The sequence below is a fragment of the Nitrincola salilacus genome (genome assembly GCF_046271865.1).
GTDB classification, from domain to species: domain Bacteria; phylum Pseudomonadota; class Gammaproteobacteria; order Pseudomonadales; family Balneatricaceae; genus Nitrincola; species Nitrincola salilacus.
In genome coordinates, this window is record NZ_CP176580.1 from 1504782 (window position 1) to 1524238 (window position 19457).

The 19457-nt window shown below is 52.6% G+C and carries 18 protein-coding genes; 11 read left to right on the forward strand and 7 right to left on the reverse strand.

Annotated features, from left to right (window positions below; translation table 11 throughout):
* The first annotated feature begins 8 nt into the window (after positions 1 to 8).
* The 5 genes from ACK3CJ_RS07085 to ACK3CJ_RS07105 all read left to right on the forward strand — a co-directional run bounded on the left by ACK3CJ_RS07085 (position 9) and on the right by ACK3CJ_RS07105 (position 3875).
* The gene (locus ACK3CJ_RS07085; protein ID WP_409522858.1) at positions 9 to 1259 is read left to right on the forward strand and encodes an IS256 family transposase; all 1251 of its coding nucleotides are present in this window, start codon (positions 9 to 11) and stop codon (positions 1257 to 1259) included.
* Entirely contained in the window at positions 1256 to 1867 is a 612-nt protein-coding gene (locus ACK3CJ_RS07090; RefSeq protein ID WP_409525745.1) for a VIT1/CCC1 transporter family protein, read from the forward strand. The genes ACK3CJ_RS07085 and ACK3CJ_RS07090 overlap by 4 nt, the downstream gene beginning before the upstream one ends.
* A 116-nt stretch (positions 1868 to 1983) precedes the next feature.
* The gene (locus ACK3CJ_RS07095) at positions 1984 to 2346 is read left to right on the forward strand and encodes a DUF1801 domain-containing protein (RefSeq protein WP_409525746.1); all 363 of its coding nucleotides are present in this window, start codon (positions 1984 to 1986) and stop codon (positions 2344 to 2346) included.
* Between the two features lie 69 nt (positions 2347 to 2415).
* Entirely contained in the window at positions 2416 to 2892 is a 477-nt protein-coding gene (locus ACK3CJ_RS07100; protein ID WP_409525747.1) for a DUF3291 domain-containing protein, read from the forward strand.
* A 257-nt stretch (positions 2893 to 3149) separates the two neighbouring features.
* Positions 3150 to 3875, forward strand: a complete 726-nt coding sequence (locus ACK3CJ_RS07105) for a GNAT family N-acetyltransferase (protein ID WP_409525748.1) — start codon at positions 3150 to 3152, stop codon at positions 3873 to 3875.
* A 135-nt stretch (positions 3876 to 4010) separates the two neighbouring features.
* Here ACK3CJ_RS07105 and ACK3CJ_RS07110 read toward each other — a convergent pair whose 3' ends face one another.
* Positions 4011 to 4493 (reverse strand): Lrp/AsnC family transcriptional regulator, encoded by a 483-nt coding sequence (locus ACK3CJ_RS07110; protein WP_409525749.1) that lies wholly within the window; start codon positions 4491 to 4493, stop codon positions 4011 to 4013.
* Between the two features lie 209 nt (positions 4494 to 4702).
* Here ACK3CJ_RS07110 and nhaC point away from each other — a divergent pair, with 209 nt between their 5' ends.
* A complete protein-coding gene (nhaC, locus tag ACK3CJ_RS07115; RefSeq protein ID WP_409525750.1) occupies positions 4703 to 6226 on the forward strand; it encodes a Na+/H+ antiporter NhaC in 1524 nt (507 codons plus the stop codon).
* Positions 6227 to 6332: 106 nt separating this feature from the next.
* Here nhaC and fabF read toward each other — a convergent pair whose 3' ends face one another.
* The 5 genes from fabF to ACK3CJ_RS07140 all read right to left on the reverse strand — a co-directional run bounded on the left by fabF (position 6333) and on the right by ACK3CJ_RS07140 (position 13391).
* On the reverse strand, positions 6333 to 7625 hold the full coding sequence (gene fabF / locus ACK3CJ_RS07120) for a beta-ketoacyl-ACP synthase II (protein WP_409525751.1): 1293 nt from the start codon (positions 7623 to 7625) through the stop codon (positions 6333 to 6335).
* Between the two features lie 46 nt (positions 7626 to 7671).
* Positions 7672 to 8478, reverse strand: a complete 807-nt coding sequence (locus tag ACK3CJ_RS07125; RefSeq protein ID WP_409525752.1) for an oxidoreductase — start codon at positions 8476 to 8478, stop codon at positions 7672 to 7674.
* 11 nt (positions 8479 to 8489) lie between these two features.
* On the reverse strand, positions 8490 to 11582 hold the full coding sequence (locus ACK3CJ_RS07130) for an efflux RND transporter permease subunit (RefSeq protein WP_409525753.1): 3093 nt from the start codon (positions 11580 to 11582) through the stop codon (positions 8490 to 8492).
* Positions 11579 to 12694, reverse strand: a complete 1116-nt coding sequence (locus tag ACK3CJ_RS07135; protein ID WP_409525754.1) for an efflux RND transporter periplasmic adaptor subunit — start codon at positions 12692 to 12694, stop codon at positions 11579 to 11581. The genes ACK3CJ_RS07130 and ACK3CJ_RS07135 overlap by 4 nt, the downstream gene beginning before the upstream one ends.
* A gap of 79 nt (positions 12695 to 12773) precedes the next feature.
* Positions 12774 to 13391: a TetR/AcrR family transcriptional regulator gene (locus ACK3CJ_RS07140; protein WP_409525755.1), complete on the reverse strand. Its 618-nt coding sequence runs from the start codon at positions 13389 to 13391 to the stop codon at positions 12774 to 12776.
* A gap of 133 nt (positions 13392 to 13524) precedes the next feature.
* Here ACK3CJ_RS07140 and ACK3CJ_RS07145 point away from each other — a divergent pair, with 133 nt between their 5' ends.
* On the forward strand, positions 13525 to 14973 hold the full coding sequence (locus ACK3CJ_RS07145) for an efflux transporter outer membrane subunit (protein ID WP_409525756.1): 1449 nt from the start codon (positions 13525 to 13527) through the stop codon (positions 14971 to 14973).
* The gene (locus ACK3CJ_RS07150) at positions 14973 to 16379 is read left to right on the forward strand and encodes an MATE family efflux transporter (RefSeq protein ID WP_409525757.1); all 1407 of its coding nucleotides are present in this window, start codon (positions 14973 to 14975) and stop codon (positions 16377 to 16379) included. Before ACK3CJ_RS07145 ends, ACK3CJ_RS07150 begins: the two co-directional genes overlap by 1 nt.
* Positions 16380 to 16529: 150 nt before the next feature.
* Here ACK3CJ_RS07150 and ACK3CJ_RS07155 read toward each other — a convergent pair whose 3' ends face one another.
* Positions 16530 to 17123: an NADPH-dependent FMN reductase gene (locus ACK3CJ_RS07155; RefSeq protein WP_409525758.1), complete on the reverse strand. Its 594-nt coding sequence runs from the start codon at positions 17121 to 17123 to the stop codon at positions 16530 to 16532.
* 154 nt (positions 17124 to 17277) lie between these two features.
* Here ACK3CJ_RS07155 and ACK3CJ_RS07160 point away from each other — a divergent pair, with 154 nt between their 5' ends.
* The 3 genes from ACK3CJ_RS07160 to rimK all read left to right on the forward strand — a co-directional run bounded on the left by ACK3CJ_RS07160 (position 17278) and on the right by rimK (position 19415).
* A complete protein-coding gene (locus tag ACK3CJ_RS07160; protein WP_409525759.1) occupies positions 17278 to 17757 on the forward strand; it encodes a MarR family winged helix-turn-helix transcriptional regulator in 480 nt (159 codons plus the stop codon).
* A gap of 297 nt (positions 17758 to 18054) precedes the next feature.
* Positions 18055 to 18513, forward strand: coding sequence for an ATP-dependent zinc protease (locus tag ACK3CJ_RS07165; protein ID WP_409525760.1), 459 nt, complete (start codon positions 18055 to 18057; stop codon positions 18511 to 18513).
* Positions 18510 to 19415: a 30S ribosomal protein S6--L-glutamate ligase gene (rimK, locus tag ACK3CJ_RS07170; RefSeq protein ID WP_151704374.1), complete on the forward strand. Its 906-nt coding sequence runs from the start codon at positions 18510 to 18512 to the stop codon at positions 19413 to 19415. Before ACK3CJ_RS07165 ends, rimK begins: the two co-directional genes overlap by 4 nt.
* Positions 19416 to 19457 lie beyond the last annotated feature (42 nt).

Sequence of the window (19457 nt, forward strand, 5' to 3'; positions counted from 1 at the left end):
ACACCGCCATGAACAAGAATACCCTTGTTGAGTTTGCCCGTCGAGATCAGACAAGAGATCCGTTATCTGATCTGTTGCGCCAAGGAGCGCGGGATCTGATCCATCAAGCGATTGAGGCAGAGCTAGCTGTCTTCATGGAGGCGTACCAGGATCGCCGATTGGATGATGGTAGAGCCTCCATCGTCCGTAATGGCTACTTGCCTGAGCGCGAGATCCAAACCGGCATTGGCCCGGTTACAGTGAAAGTGCCCAAGGTTCGCAGCAAGGATGGTGAAGCGGTGACCTTTCGGTCTGCACTGGTGCCGCCGTATGTTCGCAAGACCCGGAGTCTGGAGGCTGCCCTGCCTTGGTTGTACCTGAAAGGAATATCGACTGGTGAGATGGAGGAGGCGCTGTCAGCTCTGGTAGGGCCTGAAGCAAAGGGGCTATCTGCCAACACGGTGTCACGACTGAAGCGCCAGTGGGCCGATGAGTATGAGGCGTGGCGCAAGCGATCGCTGGATAAGGACCGCTGGGTCTACATCTGGGCTGATGGCATCTACAGTGGTCTGCGATCAGAGGAGAGTAAGCTATGCGCGCTGGTAGTGATGGGCGTCAATGAGCGTGGCGAGAAGCACTTCCTGGCCATTGAGGATGGTGCACGCGAGTCGACACTAAGCTGGAAAGCCGTGCTGGAAAGTCTCAAGGGACGCGGGATGAATGCACCCGAGTTGGCCGTAGGCGATGGCGCGATGGGGTTCTGGGCAGCGCTGGAGGACGTGTACCCATCGACACGTCAGCAGCGCTGCTGGGTGCACAAAACGGCCAATGTCTTGAATCGACTGCCGAAGTCAAGTCAGCCTAAAGCCAAGCAGGCGCTGCATGATATCTGGCAGGCTGAGACACGAGCCGATGCTGAAAAGGCGTTCGATACCTTCATCAGAACGTATCAGGCAAAGTACCCTAAGGTGGCTGAGTGTCTGCTAAAGGATCATGAAGAGCTGTTGAGCTTCTTCGACTTCCCGGCCCCGCACTGGCAAAGCATAAGGACGACGAACCCGATTGAGTCAACGTTCGGTACGATACGCCACCGGACCAAGCGCTCAAAAGGTTGCCTGTCGAGAGCGGGCATGCTGCATATGATGTTCAAGCTGGGCATGTGTGCTGAAGGAAAATGGAGAAAACTACGGGGCTTTGACTATCTTGCCAAAGTCATTACCGGAGTAAAGTTCAGGGATGGAGAAGAGGTGCCAACATCCGACCAGAGGAGCGCCGCTTGATCAGGCTGCTGAACACCAGATTTGACAATAACTCCAGCACGACTCATGAAAGTATTATTTTGGCAGGAGTGGCTGGCGTAGTCGCAGGAGCTATGTCTATGGCTGCTGGTGAGTACGTATCCGTCAGCTCCCAATCCGATACTGAAAAGACTGATCTTGCTATTGAAAAAAGATCATTGGAAGAAGATATTGAATTTGAAAAAAATGAGCTTGCTCAGATATATGAGGGAAGAGGTGTAGAGCCATTGTTAGCACGCCAGGTTGCTGAGCAGCTTATGGAGCATGATGCGCTTGGAGCGCATGCCAGAGATGATATTGGTATTTCAGAGAGTGTTAATGCACGGCCGACTCAGGCTGCGCTATCGTCGGCGAGTACTTTCACAATTGGCGCATCACTTCCATTGCTGGTTGCATGGATGGCACCACTTAATTTACTGATTATTCTTGTTGCATTGTTTTCTCTTATTTTTCTTGCACTGCTTGGCACCATTGCAGCACGGGCAGGTGGTGCTTCTATGGCTATCGGTGCCATCAGGGTAGCATTCTGGGGATCTCTCGCAATGGCGTTAACCGCAGCTGTTGGTTTACTTTTTGGAGTAGTTGCATAGTGTGCTTAAATATATCTCTGCATCTGCATTGGGACGATTAAGCGTAGTGTGCTCATATAGAGATATAACACTCATTTCTGAGTTCGAACAGCTTTTCATTTAACAGGCTTTTAAACATGTCCAAGACACGCATCGATAGCTTCCTGAGTGACATCCGACTGATCAGCTCTGAGCAGGCAGACATTGTTGAGTCACTACGTGAAATGGCTCTGTCCACGTCTCGAACTGTTTCCGAGGAGATCAAATACGGTGGAATACTGTTTTCTGATCCAACACCATTTTGTGGCGTTTTTTCCTATAAACAGCATGTTACTCTTGAGTTGAGTAATGGTGCTGGTTTGAATGACGAATTTGGTGTTCTCGAGGGTTCTGGAAAGACAAGACGACACATAAAATTTCTGACAGTGGCTGAAATTGAAATCAAGCATGCACGCGAATATATTATTCAAGCGCATCAGAATGCTCAAAATGATGCCTGACAAGGCCAACGAAATAGCACCTAACTCGTACTATGTATGGGTATAAACAGTGTTCTCAGGGAGGCAAGTGTGAATAAGTACCATATCGCCCAACTCAATATTGCCAAACTGATGGCTCCACTGGATTCACCGCAGCTTTCAGAGTTTGTGGCAAACCTGGACAGGATCAATGCATTGGCTGAAGCGTCGCCCGGGTTTTTATGGCGGCTCCAGGGCGAGGATGGTGATGCCACCGGGATCGACTTCTTTGGCTCTGATCAGATCGTGAACCTGTCGCTGTGGGATTCAGTTGAAGCTTTACATAATTACGTTTATCGGTCTGCCCACGTTGAGATCATGCGCCGGAAAAACGAGTGGTTTCACAAACTCGGTGAGGCCCATATGGTGCTTTGGTGGGTGCCCGCTGGACACATTCCATCCGTTGAAGAGGCATCCAACAAGCTAAACATGTTGAGAGAGCTGGGCCCCACCAGAGAAGCTTTCACATTCAAGAAAGCTTTCCCACCCCCCAGTGACTTAATGGGTACGGCATCTGAGTCTCGATGAAGTCTGATGGTTTTTGTTGGAACCTTGAATGAGCAGTGCATAGCATCGATAGTTCCAAGTTTACCAGCGTCGTGGTGCTCGTTACTCCTGCGTTGCGCCCACGACCCGAAGGAGAATGATAATGAGCAATACAGCACTTAAGCTTGCGGAAGTATTCGCAGTCTTGAAGCCGAATCTCTTGGTAGAGACAGTTGCCGTTTCGCCGTCAATCGAGGGTACTGAGCATCGCGCTGCTGACAATGATGAAGGGATATAGAATGAACCACGTTTTTAACCATCTCAACCAACCGATCGGGGAGTCGCTCGCAGAGTGGACACGTCCGGATTTGCCACCTGGCGAACCGATGGAAGGCCATTATTGTCAGTTGGAGCCGCTTGATCCGGAGGTGCACGCTGAATCGTTACATGAAGCAAATCTGTCGGACGTTGACGGCCGCAGCTGGACGTATCTTCCTTACGGCCCGTTTGAGTCTGTGAAGGCCTATAAAGACTGGATGGTTTCATCCTGCCAGAGTACCGATCCGATGTTCTTCGCTATACGTCGGAAATCGGACAATAAGCTGGTTGGCGTTGCGAGTTATCTCAGGATCACACCTGCAAGTGGGTCAATTGAGGTCGGTCACATCCATTACTCGGATCACCTCAAAAGAAGCCCTGTTGCCACTGAATCGATGTTTCTTATGATGAAGCGAGTGTTTGAACTCGGGTACCGGCGTTACGAGTGGAAGTGCGATGCCTTGAATGGTCCTTCCCGAGATGCTGCGCAGCGGCTGGGCTTTTCGTACGAAGGTATTTTCCGTCAAGCTACCGTGTACAAAGGACGTAATCGTGACACCGCCTGGTACGCGATCATTGACTCGGAATGGCCAGCATTGCACCGGGCATTTTCTGAATGGTTGGACCCGAACAACTTTGATGAGAATGGGCAGCAACGGTGCCGTTTGAGTGATTTGACCAGGCCAGTGCTTAAGCAACCGAGGTGAGCCAGTGGAAAATCATGAAAGCAGATAATACCTGCGCTTGAGTCGCGAGTAGTGTACGCCGTCTAAGAGAAGCAACCGGTCCATGTGCGATTTTGCTACACGCAGGTCGCCAAATGACTTGTCAGTTACCCCTGTTTACTTGGTCCATAGGGTTTCGTTGGGCACCGGAACGGTGATTTCGTCTTTTACTATTTCCATCGCCACAAAGGAGTGAGTCTGGTGTACGTGGGGTAGCTGCCCAATCTGGGCCCCCAATACTTCACGATATTGATGGATATCGTGGGTTCTTACCTTAAGCAGATAATCGAAATTCCCTGCCACCATATAACAGCTCTGTACTTCAGGAATTTTTCTTACCGCTTCGTTGAAGCGTTCAAGTGCATCCTCGCTGGTTTTATCCATCGTCACCTGAACCACCAGAACATGGCCAGCATTGAGGTGATCCGGATCCAGGTCGGCACGATAGCCCCGAATTACGCCTGATTCTTCCAGTCGGCGAACACGCTGAGCACAAGGTGTTTTAGTGAGATTGACCCTGTTGGCCAACTCAACAATAGGAAGCCGTCCGTGCTCCTGAAGCTGGCGCAAAATTTCACGGTCTATTCGGTCAATCTTCACTAGCCTTTATTCCTACATATTAGTAATTTTTAGGTCTATTGGTGACTAAATTAGCATTATTCAGAGCCACTTCCTAGCCATAATGGCTGATACTTCAGTTATGAGGGCTAAGAAAGAATATTGCCGGAATCGCTCAGCCTGGCCCTCGGGTGCCTTGCGGTTTCCGGTCAACGAATGACGAACACGTACTAAAATAAAAGGATATTGCTATGACTGATCCGACTGAGTTAATTGACTGCAAGAAGCCGGGGCTGGCTCTGGCGCTCACACCTGTGGTGCTGACCTTGGTGGTGCTGGGCATTCAACTCTTCTACTTTGGTGATTTTACACCACACATTCCGCTTGCTATTGGGCTGGCTATTACTGGCCTGGTGGGAATAACACTGGGTTATAAATGGAAGCACATCGAAGAAGGTATTTTCCATGTCATTCACGTATCGTTGCCTTCTGTTTCGGTATTGATCTGTGTGGGGATGATTATCGGGGTCTGGATTGCCAGTGGTACGGTACCGACCTTGATCTACTATGGGTTGACGATCCTCTCGCCGAGCATTTTTCTGGCCGCCGCCATGGTGTTGTGTGCCGTAGTGTCGCTGTCGTTGGGTACATCCTGGGGCACGGTCGGTACCGTGGGTCTGGCGCTGATGGGGATTGGTGCGGGTTTCGATATCCCAATGTATTGGACGGCCGGGGCCGTGGTATCTGGCGCCTTTTTTGGCGACAAGGTATCGCCCCTGTCCGATACCACCAATCTGGCACCAGCAGTGACTGGAACGGATGTGTTCTCGCATATCAAGAACATGATGCCGACTACGATTCCGGCGATGTTGATTGCTCTGGCGATCTATCTGGTGGCTGGCTTTACATTAATCGAGGGCGGTGACGCCTCCTTCGAGCGAATCAGTGCCATCACCTCAACACTGGATGCGAACTTCACTATTTCTGCCTGGTTACTCTTACCCGCTGTGCTGGTTATTGCCTTGGCTGTCAAACGTATGCCTCCGATTCCATCACTCTTCGCGGGTGTTCTGGCTGGCGCAGTTGTTGCCATGATCACACAAGGTGCCAGTGTGCATGAGCTGTTGACCTATGCGAATTCCGGTTACTCAATTGAGACTGGTGTCGCAGCGATCGACAGCCTCCTCAACCGGGGCGGCGTCCAGTCCATGATGTGGACCATCTCGCTAGTGCTGATTGCATTGGGTTTTGGTGGTGCGTTGGAGAAAACCGGCTGTCTGGAAGCTATCATCAAAGCGATCATGACCAAGGTGCATAGTTTCCGGGGTGTGCAGACAGTAGCAGTCTTTACTTCCATGTCCACTAACCTGGTAGCGGGTGATCCTTACTTGTCCATCGCCTTGCCTGGCCGTATGTACGCTCCGATCTACCGTGGCATGGGCTATTCTACACTGAACCTGTCCCGTGCGATCGAAGAGGGCGGTACGCTGCTATCACCGCTCATTCCCTGGAATGCTGGTGGGGCTTTTGTCATCAGCGCACTGGGGCTGGGTATTGCTAACGGTCAGGTTGAAAACCTGCTTTATATTCCACTGGCGTTTGCGTGCTGGTTGTCTCCTGTGATCGGGATCCTCTATGCTCAGCTCGGATGGTTTTCTCCACGGGCGACCGACGAAGAGCGTCGCATGTGGGTGGAGCAGGGCGAGGCTGTGGCAATGAGCACCGATATCGATGCAGAGGAACAGGGTTCCGCCATGCCGGTTGCTACTCGCTGATCATTTAGCCTGCCGATTGGCAGGCCTTCTCAACACCTTGAAATGGGATCGGGCGCCGGTCACTATCATCTGTTGTGGCTTCAGGATCCATGGCCAAACCCATGGGTCAATGAGGCTCCCAACGACGAAACAGTACACTGGCGTTCACTCCTCCAAATCCAAACCCATTTGACAGGGCGTATTTAATTGGCATTTTCCGTGCAGACAGGCCAACCAGATTGAGGCCATCAGCTGCTTTGTCAGGATTGATGAGGTTAAGAGTCGGTGGAATGGTCTGATCGCGTAACGCCAGAAGGGTGAAAATAGCCTCGATCCCACCAGCCGCGCCCAGTAAATGACCGGTACTGGATTTGGTTGAAGTGATCGCAACCCCCGAGTTTGCTCCGAACACCGCCCGAATTGCCGTCAGCTCCCCCTTATCGCCAACCGGTGTTGATGTCGCATGTGCATTAATGTGCTGTACATCACCAGCAGTAATATCGGCTTGCCGTAAAGCCTGCTGCATGGCGCGTTGGGCGCCGCTGCCATCCTCCGGGCCCGCAGTCAGGTGATAGGCATCGGCACTGGTGCCGTAACCTACCAATTCCGCCAGAGGCTGTGCACCGCGAGCCAGCGCATGTTCAAGGGACTCGATGACCAGTAGACCAGCCCCTTCGGCCATCACAAAACCGTCCCGATCACGATCAAATGGACGTGATGCTTCTTCAGGGCGATCGTTGAATCCAGTGGACAAAGCTCGCGCAGCTGCAAAACTTCCGAGCGTGACGCGGTGAATGGCAGCCTCAGTTCCACCGCATACGGCGATGTCGGCTTCTCCGCTTCGAATCAGCCGCGCCGCATCGCCAATGGCTTGTACTCCGGCTGCGCAGGCGGTCACTGGCGCTCCGATCGGTCCTTTGAAACCATGTGTGATGGAAATATGGCCAGCCGCCATATTGGCGAGAAAGGAGGGGGCAGTAAACGGTGAGAGTCGGCGTGGTCCTCGCGCATCGGTTGTGCGCACAGCCTCTGCGATGGCACCGAACCCACCAACGCCAGATGCGATAATAGTGGCTGTTCGCTGTTGCTGTGCCTCTTCACTTGGGTGCCAGCCCGCCTGAGTAAGGGCCTCTTGTGCTGCAATAAGCGCAAACTCAATGAAGCGATCTATTTTCTTACGCTCTTTGGGGGCAATAACACGCTCTGGATCGTAGCCAGCTTGCGGATCTTCCTCTAAACTGGGTACCTGCCCGCCGATAGAGGTGCCAGTGCCATCTGTCAGCTCTACAGGCAGGGTGCGAATGCCCGATTTTCCTGCCAACAGGCGGGACCAAACCGTTTCAGTGCCACAGCCTAATGGCCCGACGACACCTGTCCCGGTCACTACGATTCGTACAGTATTTTCTCTATTCATCGCCATACACTGTTCCTCAAAAATGTTTACAAAGTTGGAACAAAAAGAGGGTTCAGCTCAGTCCAAAGGTTTTTCGTATGCCTGAATCGACGGGTCCCGCTGGCATAAAGCGACGCAGCTTACTCAATAATGACGCCTGTCCAGCTGGCGTGTGACGCATACGCCACTTACCCAATGCCGCGTTGACAATCGTGTTAGCCACTGTCTCAGGTTCAGGCGCCGTTTTGATAGTATTAAGAAATGCGCCTGATACCAGGCTGTTTTCGTTGGCATAGTCGGCGATCACTGCACCCGTTTTCGGCGCATTGAGATCCAGATTGGTCTTGGTAAAAGACGGCTCTACCAGAGTCACGCGTATGCCGAACTGGCGGACCTCATGATCCAGGGTTTCCGATAACCCTTCTACAGCATGTTTGGAAGCGGAATAAAGCCCCATATAAGGTGCCGGAAGAAAGCCCAGCACCGAGCTGACATTGACAATTCTGCCACTGCGTTGCGCACGCATATGCGGTAGTGCTGCTTGTATTGTCCGCAGAATACTGAGGACATTAGTATCGAACAGCGATACAGCCTCGGCAGTGCTTGTTTCTTCCACCGCACCGATCAGGGTCATACCTGCATTATTGACCAGTATGTCGATGCGTTTGGCAGAAGTGATGATGGATTGGATACCTCGTTGAACAGAAGCCTCATCTCGGACATCCATCTCAATAAGCTTGACGCCGGGTAATGAGCTTGCTGTTGCAAGGTTACGGACGGTACCGAACACCGTGCAACCTCGTTTGGCAAATTTTTCTGCAGCGACACGTCCGATACCTGAAGAGACGCCGGTGATTAAGACAACTTTTGATTCTGACATATGGATTTCTCTCAAAGTTTGACGGGGGTTAAGTTGGGATCAGTGCCATAATCAGGCTTTATTTTGAACCAGATGGAATACATGGCCGGCAGGAATACCAGCGTTAACACTGTCCCTGCGAGGGTGCCACCTATCAGGGTGTAAGCGAGAGTGCCCCAGAACACCGAATAGGTCAGAGGGATAAAGGCCAGAATAGCGGCCAGTGCGGTTAAGATCACAGGGCGGGTCCGCTGCACGGTAGCCTCGACAACTGCTTGGTACGGTGCTAACCCGGACTGTTCATTGTGGTGGATCTGCCCGACCAGAATCAGCGTATTCCGCATCAGGATGCCAGACAGTGCAATCAAGCCAACCAGTGCATTGATGCCAAATGGTTGCTGGAACAGTAGCAGCGTAGGCACTACACCGATCAGCCCTAAAGGACTCGTCAGGAAAACCATGACCATCGCGGAGATCGAGCGGACCTGCAGGATGATAATCAGCAAGATGCTGGCCAGCATGATGGGAAAGATCGGCAGCATCGCTACCATTGCCTTGCCTGACTCTTCAATGGAGCCAGCCACTTCAATGCGATAGCCTTCCGGCAGTGTGTCCATAATGGGCTGAAGCTGCGCAGTGATAGCGACAGACACATCCGGTGGCTGTAACTCATCGGAGATGTCGCCGCGAACGGTGATGGTCGGCATCCGGTCGCGCCGGCGCATGATTGGTTCTTCCATGCGTACATCAACTTCACCTACCTGCGACAGCGGAATGCGCTGCCCATTGGCACCGCCCAGCGTGAAATCGCTAATCCTGGCTGGATCAAGTCGGATGTCGCCAGCTGAGCGCGCAACAACTTGTACGGTACGAATATCCTCCCGTACCGCAGTGACCGGAACTCCACTTAAAAGGAATTGCAGTTGCTGTGCCACAGCGCTGGAGGTGAGTCCCACGGCCTGTAATCGGTCTTGCTGCAAAGTGAAGTGCAGCGTGGGGGTGCGGGTGCCCCAGTCGGTGTTGACCGTGCGCATCAGAGGGCTGGCAGCCATGACCTGCTCCACGTCAGCCGCGATGCTGCGCAACATATCAGGATCAGGGCCGGAAACCCTGTAAGCAACCGGATACGGCGAATAAGGGCCGAATACCAGTTGAGTGACACGCACACTAGCCTCAGCAGCAAGTCCGTCGGATATGGCTTGTCGCAGCCGGAGTTTCAATACCTCACGCTCGTTTTGGTTGTCCGTGCGCACCACGATTTTGGCAAAGGAGGGATCGGGTAGCTCTGGCCCCATTGAAAAGTAGAAGCGTGGTGCTCCTTGACCAATATACGACGTGACTATCCTTGCCTCTTCCTGCTGTTCCAGCCAAGCTTCTACCTTCTCTGTTGCGGCGCTGGTTTGCATGATCGAGGTGCCATAGGGCATTTGCACTTCGATCAGGACTTCAGGTCGATCGGATATCGGGAAAAATTGCTTCTTGACGACAGCCATGCCGAGTATCGCCAGCACGAACAGGCTCACAACTGAGGCGGCGACAAGCCATTTACCGGAGATGACAAGCTCCAGCAGTTTGCGGAAGCGATTATAGTGCGGCGTGTCATATATCGCACTATGACCACCTTCTACCTTCTTGATGTCAGGCAACATTTTGACACCCAGGTAGGGTGTGAACACGACGGCCACCAGCCATGATGCCATCAGTGCGATACCCACTATCCAGAACATATTACTGGTATATTCACCGGCGCTGGAGCGGGCGAAGCCGTTGGGCATAAAGCCGACGGCCGTAACCAGCGTGCCCGACAGCATCGGTGCTGCGGTATGGCTCCAGGCATAGGCGGAAGCGGCGATGCGGTCGTAACCTTCTTCCATTTTTACCACCATCATTTCAATGGCGATAATGGCGTCATCTACCAGCAAGCCCAGCGCCAGGATCAGGGATCCCAAGGTGATGCGGTCAAAGTTCTTGCCGGACGCCAGCATCACTACAAAAACCATCGCCAGCGTGAGTGGCACAGCGGCGGCAACCACAACGCCAACGCGCCAGCCCATGCTGACGAAGCACACCAGCATCACTACCAGCAAGGCAACAAAGAACTTGATCATAAACTCATCGACCGCCGAGCTGATATTGACAGCCTGGTCAGTGACCTTGCTCAGGCTCATCCCCAGCGGCAGTTCGCTGTTAATAGCATCCACCTCACTGCTCAGCGCTTTACCCAGATCAAGTCCGTTCCAACCGTCGCGCATGACAATGCCTAACAGCAGCGTCGGCTCGCCACCATTGCGTACCAGGAAAGTTGCGGGGTCTTCATAGCCGCGTTTGACCGTGGCGATGTCTGACAGCTTCAGGGAGCGGCCCTGCGCCATCACCGGCGTGTCGCGTATTTTCTGCAATTCGTCGAAGGCGCCATCCAGGCGAATAAATACCTCGGGTCCCTTAGTCTCCACAGAGCCGGCCGGTGTCAGGGCATTCTGGCTATTGAGTGCGGCGAACACTTCATGCGGGCTGACGCCCAGCGTTGCCAGACGCTCATGTGAGAATTCAATATAGATGCGCTCGGACTGTTCGCCGACGATGTTGACTTTTTTGACGCCCGGCACGTGCAGCATCCGCTGGCGTAACGTTTCTGCTTCGCGCACCAGTAAGCGCTGCGGCTCACCTTTGGCTTTGAGCGCAAATAGCGCAAAGGTAACGTCGGCGTATTCGTCGTTGACCATCGGTCCAATCACACCAGGCGGGAGGCTGCTGGCCTCGTCGCTGATCTTTTTACGGGCCTGATAGAACTCATCCTGTACTGCGGAAGGCGGTGTGCTATCGAGCAAAGTCAAAGTCGTGAAAGCCAAACCAGGTCTGGTATAGGTTTCGGTGCGTTCATACCAACGCAGCTCCTGCATGCGCTTTTCAAGCTTCTCGGCGACCTGGTCCTGCATCTCCTGCGCTGTAGCCCCTGGCCAGGCAGTGATAATGGTCATTACTTTGACCGTGAAGGCGGGATCTTCTGCACGCCCCAATTTAGAGAAGGCAATGAGGCCTGCCAGTGAGATCAGGCAGATCAGGAATAAAGTGATGGAGCGCTCACGTACAGCGATTGCGGAGAGATTAAAACGGCCATTACTCATGGCTGAGCTCCTTTGGTCACAGTTGCCACAGTCTGGCTATCCACTCTGACCTGATCGCCTTCACGCAGTAAGTGCGCACCGAGCGCAACTATCAGATCGCCAGGCTCCAGAGGGCCGGTGATGTGCGCGCTGTCGTCACCCAGACGTTGGACGACAACCGGCCGCCAGGAGACTTTTGTCGGCTCACTACTGATGGTCCATACGCCAGATCCCTTGCCAGCGTCAAAAAGAGCACTGATTGGCACCTGCAAACCATTGGGGATAGACGTGTAACCATCATCAATCTGGATACTGACTGTGGTACCCAGTGGTATATCAGACAGCGCTCCCTCCATTACATAACGGGCCTCGAAGGTGCGCGTAAGTGGGTCCGCGACATCAGAAAGTTGTCGGAGTTTGGCCGAAGCAGTTTGACCGCCATTGCCGAACAGCGTGGCTTGTCCGGTGGAGCCCAGTGCAGGGCGCAGGGTTTCCGGTAACTGGATGATAGCCTCGCGATATCCTGCATGGGCCAGACGTACAACAGTTTGCCCGGCATTAACAACATGACCCGGCTCGACCAGTGTTTCCATGACAACGCCGTCGGCATCAGCCACCAGTTCGGTATATTCAATCGCGTTAAGGGATACTTTAGCCTGAGCTTCGGCGGCACTGAGTTGTGCCTTGGCAGTATCGGACGCACTCTTAACCTGATCGTAGACCGATGCAGATATCGCGCCGGTTCCACGAAGTTCGCGATAGCGAGCCTCTTCAGCCGCCGCCTGTTGCGCGCGTGCTCGAGCGGCAGCGACCGCTTCTTGCTGTGCAAGCGCTGCGAGTTTCAGATCGATGGGGTCAATGCGCAGAAGCGGCTGACCGCGGTTTACGGTCTGTCCTGTATTGACCAGCCGTTCTAACACTTTACCAGATACCCGAAAGCCGAGATCGCTCTGCACTCGTGCAGCGACTACGCCGCTGAACGAGCGGGCTCCGGGCGCTGCTTGTGCAACGACAACAGTACGCACCAGTGGCACTTCTGTGCGCGGATCGGCCGGTGGTTGTTCACCGCAGCCAACCAGAGCCAGTGGTATCACAGATAAAACAGCAAGCGAAACGAGGCTGCGCCGAAACATATATAAATCCCCTGGACGAATAGATCAGGGGAGTATTTTCATTCAAGTGACCAATTTAGTCAATAGTCACTAAATAATTTTATGGCGAAAGGCTACGGAGCACCAAGCTGGACAGGTGAGCGGAAGCATCACTGGCATGATCAAAACTATGTTGCAGCAGCAGAGGATTGAGGTAGGGCCTTATAACCAGATAGATCGCCATGACAGTTTCATCCAGCGGGGTTTTGCGCTCAAAATCGCCGGTTAGCCGGCCTTGTTGCAACACATCCTGCAGTATCTGCTGCATACGTTCTTCATAGGCCAACGCTGCCTGCCAGCGCTCGGAAGCTGCTGAAGCGGCGATCTCATATAGCTTCTGGTCGCGGAAAAATAAGCGAACGCTGGCTTCGACGATAGCTTTGAACAGGCGTCTCAGTTTTTCTGGCGGCCGGTCTGCCTCGTCTATGGCAGCGCGGACCTCGGTTTCGATTTCGAGCAGGCAGTTCGCGCATATCGCCTCACCAATTGCTTGCTTGGAAGCGAAGAATTTGTAGATATAAGCTTTTGAAAAACCAATGGCTTTTGCAAGATCGGAGACCGTGGTCTTCTCGTAGCCATACTGGCTGAAATGCTCGGTGGCCGCATGAAGGATCTGATCTCGAACATCATGGTCGATGGGCCCTCGGCTTGAGACGGGATAAGTAGTTTCTTTGTTCATTGTTTTCATGATATCCAGTAGTTGGTCGACTGATGGATTGTAGTCTACGCGTCACATAAAAGATTGACAACGAGTGACTATATCGTAATATGGTCACTTAATTGTAATCTATCATATGTGGCAGAAGAAACCTATGCAGCCTAAACACCCACTTGTCATGCTCATTGTTGCCAGCCTTTCAGCAGGCTGTGCTGTAGGTCCTGATTATGTGAGGCCCACCATGCCTGTAATGGAAAGCTACCTGGGTCAGGAAGCTGTTGAGCAACGGCATGCCGCTGCAAACGCCGATATCATAAACTGGTGGGAGGGTTTCGGCGATCCGCAACTGACTCGATTCATAACCTCGGCATTGGAGAAAAACCTCGATCTTGCACAGGCATCTGCTCGCGTTGATCAGGCCCGTGCAGGTCTCGGGGCGGCGAATGCTGCGTTGCTGCCTGCCGGCAATATCAGTGGCCAGGCTGCCAGAGCTTACCAGTCGGCGGAGACCCCACTGGGGCAAGTCCTGAGCTCAATGCCCAATTTCGATCGTTATGGCAACTCATACGAGACTAATGTCGGCACAATCTGGGAACTTGATATCTTTGGCGGGCTTCGACGTGGGCGAGAGGCCGCTTTTGCTGAATTTCAGGCTTCCGAGGCTGGAGTGGCCGCAACACGACTGTCGGTGGCGGCGCAGACCGCTGAAATATACATCAGTATCCGTGGCTTGCAGGCCCGGCTTGATGTCATTCGTCGGCAAGTGCAAACGCAGCAGGAGCTGCTTTCAACCATCAATCTGCTATATGACAATGGATTGGCAGCAGAGCTTCAAGTGAGGCAGGTTGAGGGTGCACTTGCCCAGGTTCGTACGTCTGTACCACTCCTGGAAATGGGTTTGGACGCGGCCATGAACTCGCTGGACGTCATGCTCGGCACACCACCCGGTACACATCGGGCGGAACTGACAGAGCCCCGTGCTATTCCAGTTGCTTCAAAGATTGTTGGGATGGGGGCTCCAGGTGATCTACTCAGGCGACGACCTGACCTGATTATGGCCGAGCGGCGCCTTGCAGCATCTAATGCGCGTATTGGTGCTGCTATCGGGGAGTATTATCCCAAGCTCTCGCTGAGTGGGTTGATCGGCAGTGCGTCATCGGTGTCCAGTGGCAACCTGTTCAGTAGTGGTGCCAGCCAGGCTGCCGGTGTGTTGGGTCTTAGATGGCGTTTATTCGATTTCGGTCGTATCGATGCACAAATTGACCAGCTCAAGGGTCAGGAAGCTGAGATGCTGGCAGCCTATCGTCTGGCTGTGCTACGAGCAGCCGAAGATGTCGAAAATGCCTTTTCAGTCCTGATCAACCGGGAGGAGCAAGCGGACATACTCGCTGGGGGAGTAAAATCGCTTAGCCGTGCGCGTGAAGTTTCATTTACGGCCTACCGGACAGGCGTTGTCAGTTTGATAGAAGTCCTTCAAGCTGACGAAAATTTGTTGAGAGCCTCAGACTTGCAAGTCCAGGCACAGACCACATCTGCTCAAGCTGCAGTGGCAGCCTTTAAAGCACTTGGTGGTGGCTGGCAACCCGATTCGGAGCTGAGGTGATGACTGGCCTTTCATCAATTGCAAAGCAAGATCAGGCACAGCCATTGCCCAAAGCGACTGCTGAAATATTGGCGGGGCCGATAGTTCCTGTCATGCTTAGATTGGCCTTGCCGACTATTGCAGTTCTGGTGGTTCAGACCTTGGTTGGCGTGATAGAGACTTACTTTGTCAGTTCACTCGGAGCCAGTGTTCTGGCAGGGGTCTCGGTCGTTTTCCCAGTACTTATGCTGATGCAAATGATGGCGAATGGCGGAATTGGCAGTGGATTGGCTGCCGCTATAGCGCGTGCATCCGGAGCAGGCCGATGGGAAGATGCACAAGCGTTGGTCTGGCATGGAGTTGTTATCGCAGGAGTGGCGGGACTGGCATTTTCCGCAGTCATCATTATGGGTGGTTATGCCCTGTATCAAGTGATGGGCGTTTCCGGGCCAGCACTTTCTGCCGCCCTTATGTATTCGAACATCGTGTTCGTCAGTTCGCCGCTGATATGGATGGTTGCTCTGTTATCGGCATCCCTGCGCGGAGCGGGCGACACCCGTACTCCAGCACGTATAACGTTGGGGGGCGCTGCAATTCTTCTGCCTTTATCACCCGCCCTTATCTTTGGTTGGGGACCCATACCATCGTTTGGTGTCGCCGGAGCTGGTATGGCGATTGTGGTCTATTACCTCTTGGCGACGTTATTCTTGATAAGGCATATGCGATCAGTTAAGAGTGTGATCAGGCTATCAACAGCCCCGCTCAGATCCCGATTATTCAAGGACATTCTTGGTGTTGGCTTGTTAGCCTCTATTGGTACAGTTCAGCTCAACTTGACCGTTGCAATTGTTACTGCTGCGGTAGGTAGGTTCGGGCCTGAAGCTGTTGCCGGGTATGGTATTGCTTCGAGGCTGGAATATATACAAATCCCCCTGCTGTTTGGCCTTGGTACGGCGATCATGACAATGGTTGGAGTTAACGTCGGAGCGGGCCAAATGCATCGTGCACAGCGTATTACATGGATTGGCGCGGCAATCGCTTTTGCTTTTACTACGCTGCTTGGGATTGGTGTTGCTGCATTTCCACAGATCTGGCTCACTATTTTCAGTGAAGAACAGCAAATACTCACTGTCGGGGCCAGTTACTTGCAGAGCGTTGCGCCGTTTTATGGATTCATCGGTGCAGGCATGGCTCTCTATTTTGCGGCTATCGGTATGAAACGAGTGCTCTGGCCAGTGCTGGCAGGAACCGCACGGATGATCATAGCAGCCTTTATTGGATGGATATCCGTCACGTATTTTGATGCTGATATGCTGACGCTTTTCAGGATCCTGGCGGTGGGAGCGGTGGTATATTGCTTAATTACGGTAGCGTCAACACTTACTAACGGACGGTTTGATCATTTGAATAATCCAATCAGTGCTTGAGTTGGAGCTTTCAGAACTGTTCGCATAGCGGAGGTTTAAACCGATATGCGAACGGGGATTCCGTTTTTTGCGAAATGGGTTTGCGTCAGAGCAGTATTCAGATTGTTTGACCACTACCAATACGTAAAGGGCGCTGTATACACCATTCACCTACATACCATAACGATAGGCCTTTCCGGCTGTAACCATATCCCGGTGTATCGGCTTAAGTGCGTGTGCGTAGGCAGCAAGCAGTTGCATGGTGTATTGAGTCCTTCCATCCATGCGCTCATCGGTGCATTTGAGTTCAGCATCAAATAAGGTGGCTATATCGCGAAAGATAAGATGATCCGGAAGGAAGCACACGTGATTGTTTTTGCTGCCTGTCATACGCAGTTCACTGATGGGATAAACCCCATTTGGACCAGCTGAAACGCTGACTACCAACGCTGGTTTATGGCCCAGCTCTTCGTCTGTAGCAAGCATCAGAAAGTTCTTCAGTGCTGGTGTTGCCATCCCGTGCCATTCTGGTGTGATAAACACAAATGCGTCAGCAGATCTGAGTTTTTCTGCTATTGAGCGCCAGGGAGCCCATTCCTCAGTGTTATTCCATACTCCTTCATTCCACAGGGGTAAATTCAGCTCATGCAGGTCGAGAATCTGTGTTTGCTCAAAATCCACACCGGCAATTCTGTCGATGTAACGGGCAACATTCAGGCTTTGTGACTGTGCACGTTGACTACCTGCAATAACGATCAGATTCATGTGAGTTCCTTTTGAGTGTTAGTGTATTCGTTGAGAGGGGTGGTTTAGTCCCTCATATAAAAGTATCTTTCCAAAAAGTCATATTCGTAAAGTAATGGAATTTACCCTTATGTTCAAGTATCTTTTCAAAATGATATTTTAAGAGGCGTTATCAATGAAGGATTCGGTAGATCATATTTTGCAGCAGTGGAGTGATGCCAGGCCGGACCTGGACTGCTCTGCGATGGGCATCGTAGGGCGTCTTGGCCGGGTCAGTTTGCTCTGGCAGAAGCAGTTGGAGGCTGTCTTCGAACCACTGGGGTTGAGCCGTGTGGAGTTCGATATTCTGGCGACACTGCGGCGTGGCCAGGTACCGCTGACTCCGACAGAGCTTTATCAAACAGTAATGCTGTCATCTGGCGCCATGAGCACTCGGTTAGAGGCATTGGTACAGCGGGGTTTAATAGAGAGGATGGCCAGTGAAGAGGATCGCCGTAGCTGTAAGGTAGCGCTGACCGCGCAGGGCGTGGTCACAGTGGATGCCGCTCTGGAAGCGCATCTGGCCAATATGGATGTGATGCTCAACCGTCTTGATGGCGATGAAAAGGCGCAATTGGCCGGTCTGATGAAAAAGATACTGCTAGGCAACGAGTAAATTCATCATTCGAGCCTGACTTCTGTCTGGCCCATCTCTGCAACAGGGACCACCCGAACAGTCTTGAAGGTGAGTAATCGTGTGGCACCTGTTACTCAATGCTTGTCAGATTCCAGCGCTTCTGTTCTACTAGCGCTCTTTCAATACTCTGTTCCTCATATCTGATTTTCCGACCCGCAGAACTTCCTGTTCCGGGTGCTTACTAGTCTGATTTAAATGGATATTTCTGCACGGTCTACTTTCAGTATCGTCGTGCGGTGCTATTCTGATGTTGAGTTTAACGAACGGCAGAGCCACATGACTGATCAAATAGAGAAGTGTACCGTGGGGTGGCGAGAGTGGGTTGGTCTTCCCGGTCTTGGAATTGATAGCGTCAAGTGCAAGGTCGACACGGGTGCCCGCACCTCGGCGTTGCATGCCTTTGCTGTCGAGAGTTTCACACGTGACGGTGTGGAATGGGTGCGATTCGGTCTGCATCCCATACAGCACGACGCCGATACGGAAGTATGGTGTGAAGCACCGGTCAAGGATGTCCGCAAGGTGACTGACTCGGGTGGGAATATCACCGAGCGGTATTTTATTGAGACAGATGTGCAGATCGGGAATGAGCGGTTTGCCATTGAATTATCTTTGACCTGTCGAGACACCATGATGTTTCGTATGTTGCTTGGGCGACAGGCTTTGAAACAGAAACGCTTAATTGTGGATTCGGGTGCCTCCTATCTACAGTCCGGCAGGCATGGGAGAAATAAATGAAAATTGCAATACTGTCCAGAAATGCAAAGCTCTACTCGACGCGTCGCCTGATTGAGGCAGCAGAGAGCAGAGGGCATGAAGTTCGGGTCATTGACGCTTTGCGTTGCTACATGAACATCACCTCCCATAATCCGCAGATCCACTACAAGGGCGAGATACTGGATGGCTTTGATGCCGTGATTCCTCGTATCGGCGCCTCGATTACTTTTTATGGCACGGCTGTACTGCGCCAGTTTGAGATGCTGAATGTTTATCCGTTGAATGAATCTGTTGCGATCAGCCGCTCGCGCGATAAATTGCGCAGTCTGCAGCTTCTTTCGCGTCGTGGTATTGGCTTGCCTGTAACCGGTTTTGCCCACTCACCGGATGATATTGATGACCTTCTCAGCACTGTGGGCGGCGCACCGGCCGTCATCAAACTGCTGGAAGGCACGCAGGGGATCGGTGTGGTATTGGCCGAAACCAATCAGGCGGCAGAGAGCGTTATTCAGGCATTCATGGGGCTGAAGCACCACATTCTGGTGCAGGAGTTCATCAAGGAAGCAAAAGGTGCCGATATTCGTGCCTTTGTTATCGGCGGCAAGGTTGTAGCGGCGATGAAGCGCCAGGCCAAAGAGGGCGAATTCAGATCCAACCTGCATCGTGGCGGTACTGCAACGCTGTGTCGTATTACACCGGAAGAGCGGGCCACCGCGATACGTGCGGCCAAGGTGATGGGGCTGAATGTCTGTGGTGTTGATCTGTTGCGTTCCAATCATGGTGCTGTGGTGATGGAGGTGAACTCCTCACCGGGTCTTGAAGGTATCGAGAAAGCATCCGGCAAAGACGTAGCTGGTATGGTCATTGATTTCATAGAGCGCAATGCCAAACCCAACCGGACACAGACCAAAGGTACCGGTTAAGCATCAGATATTGGCCAAACGGCAGGTACAGGTTAAACAATA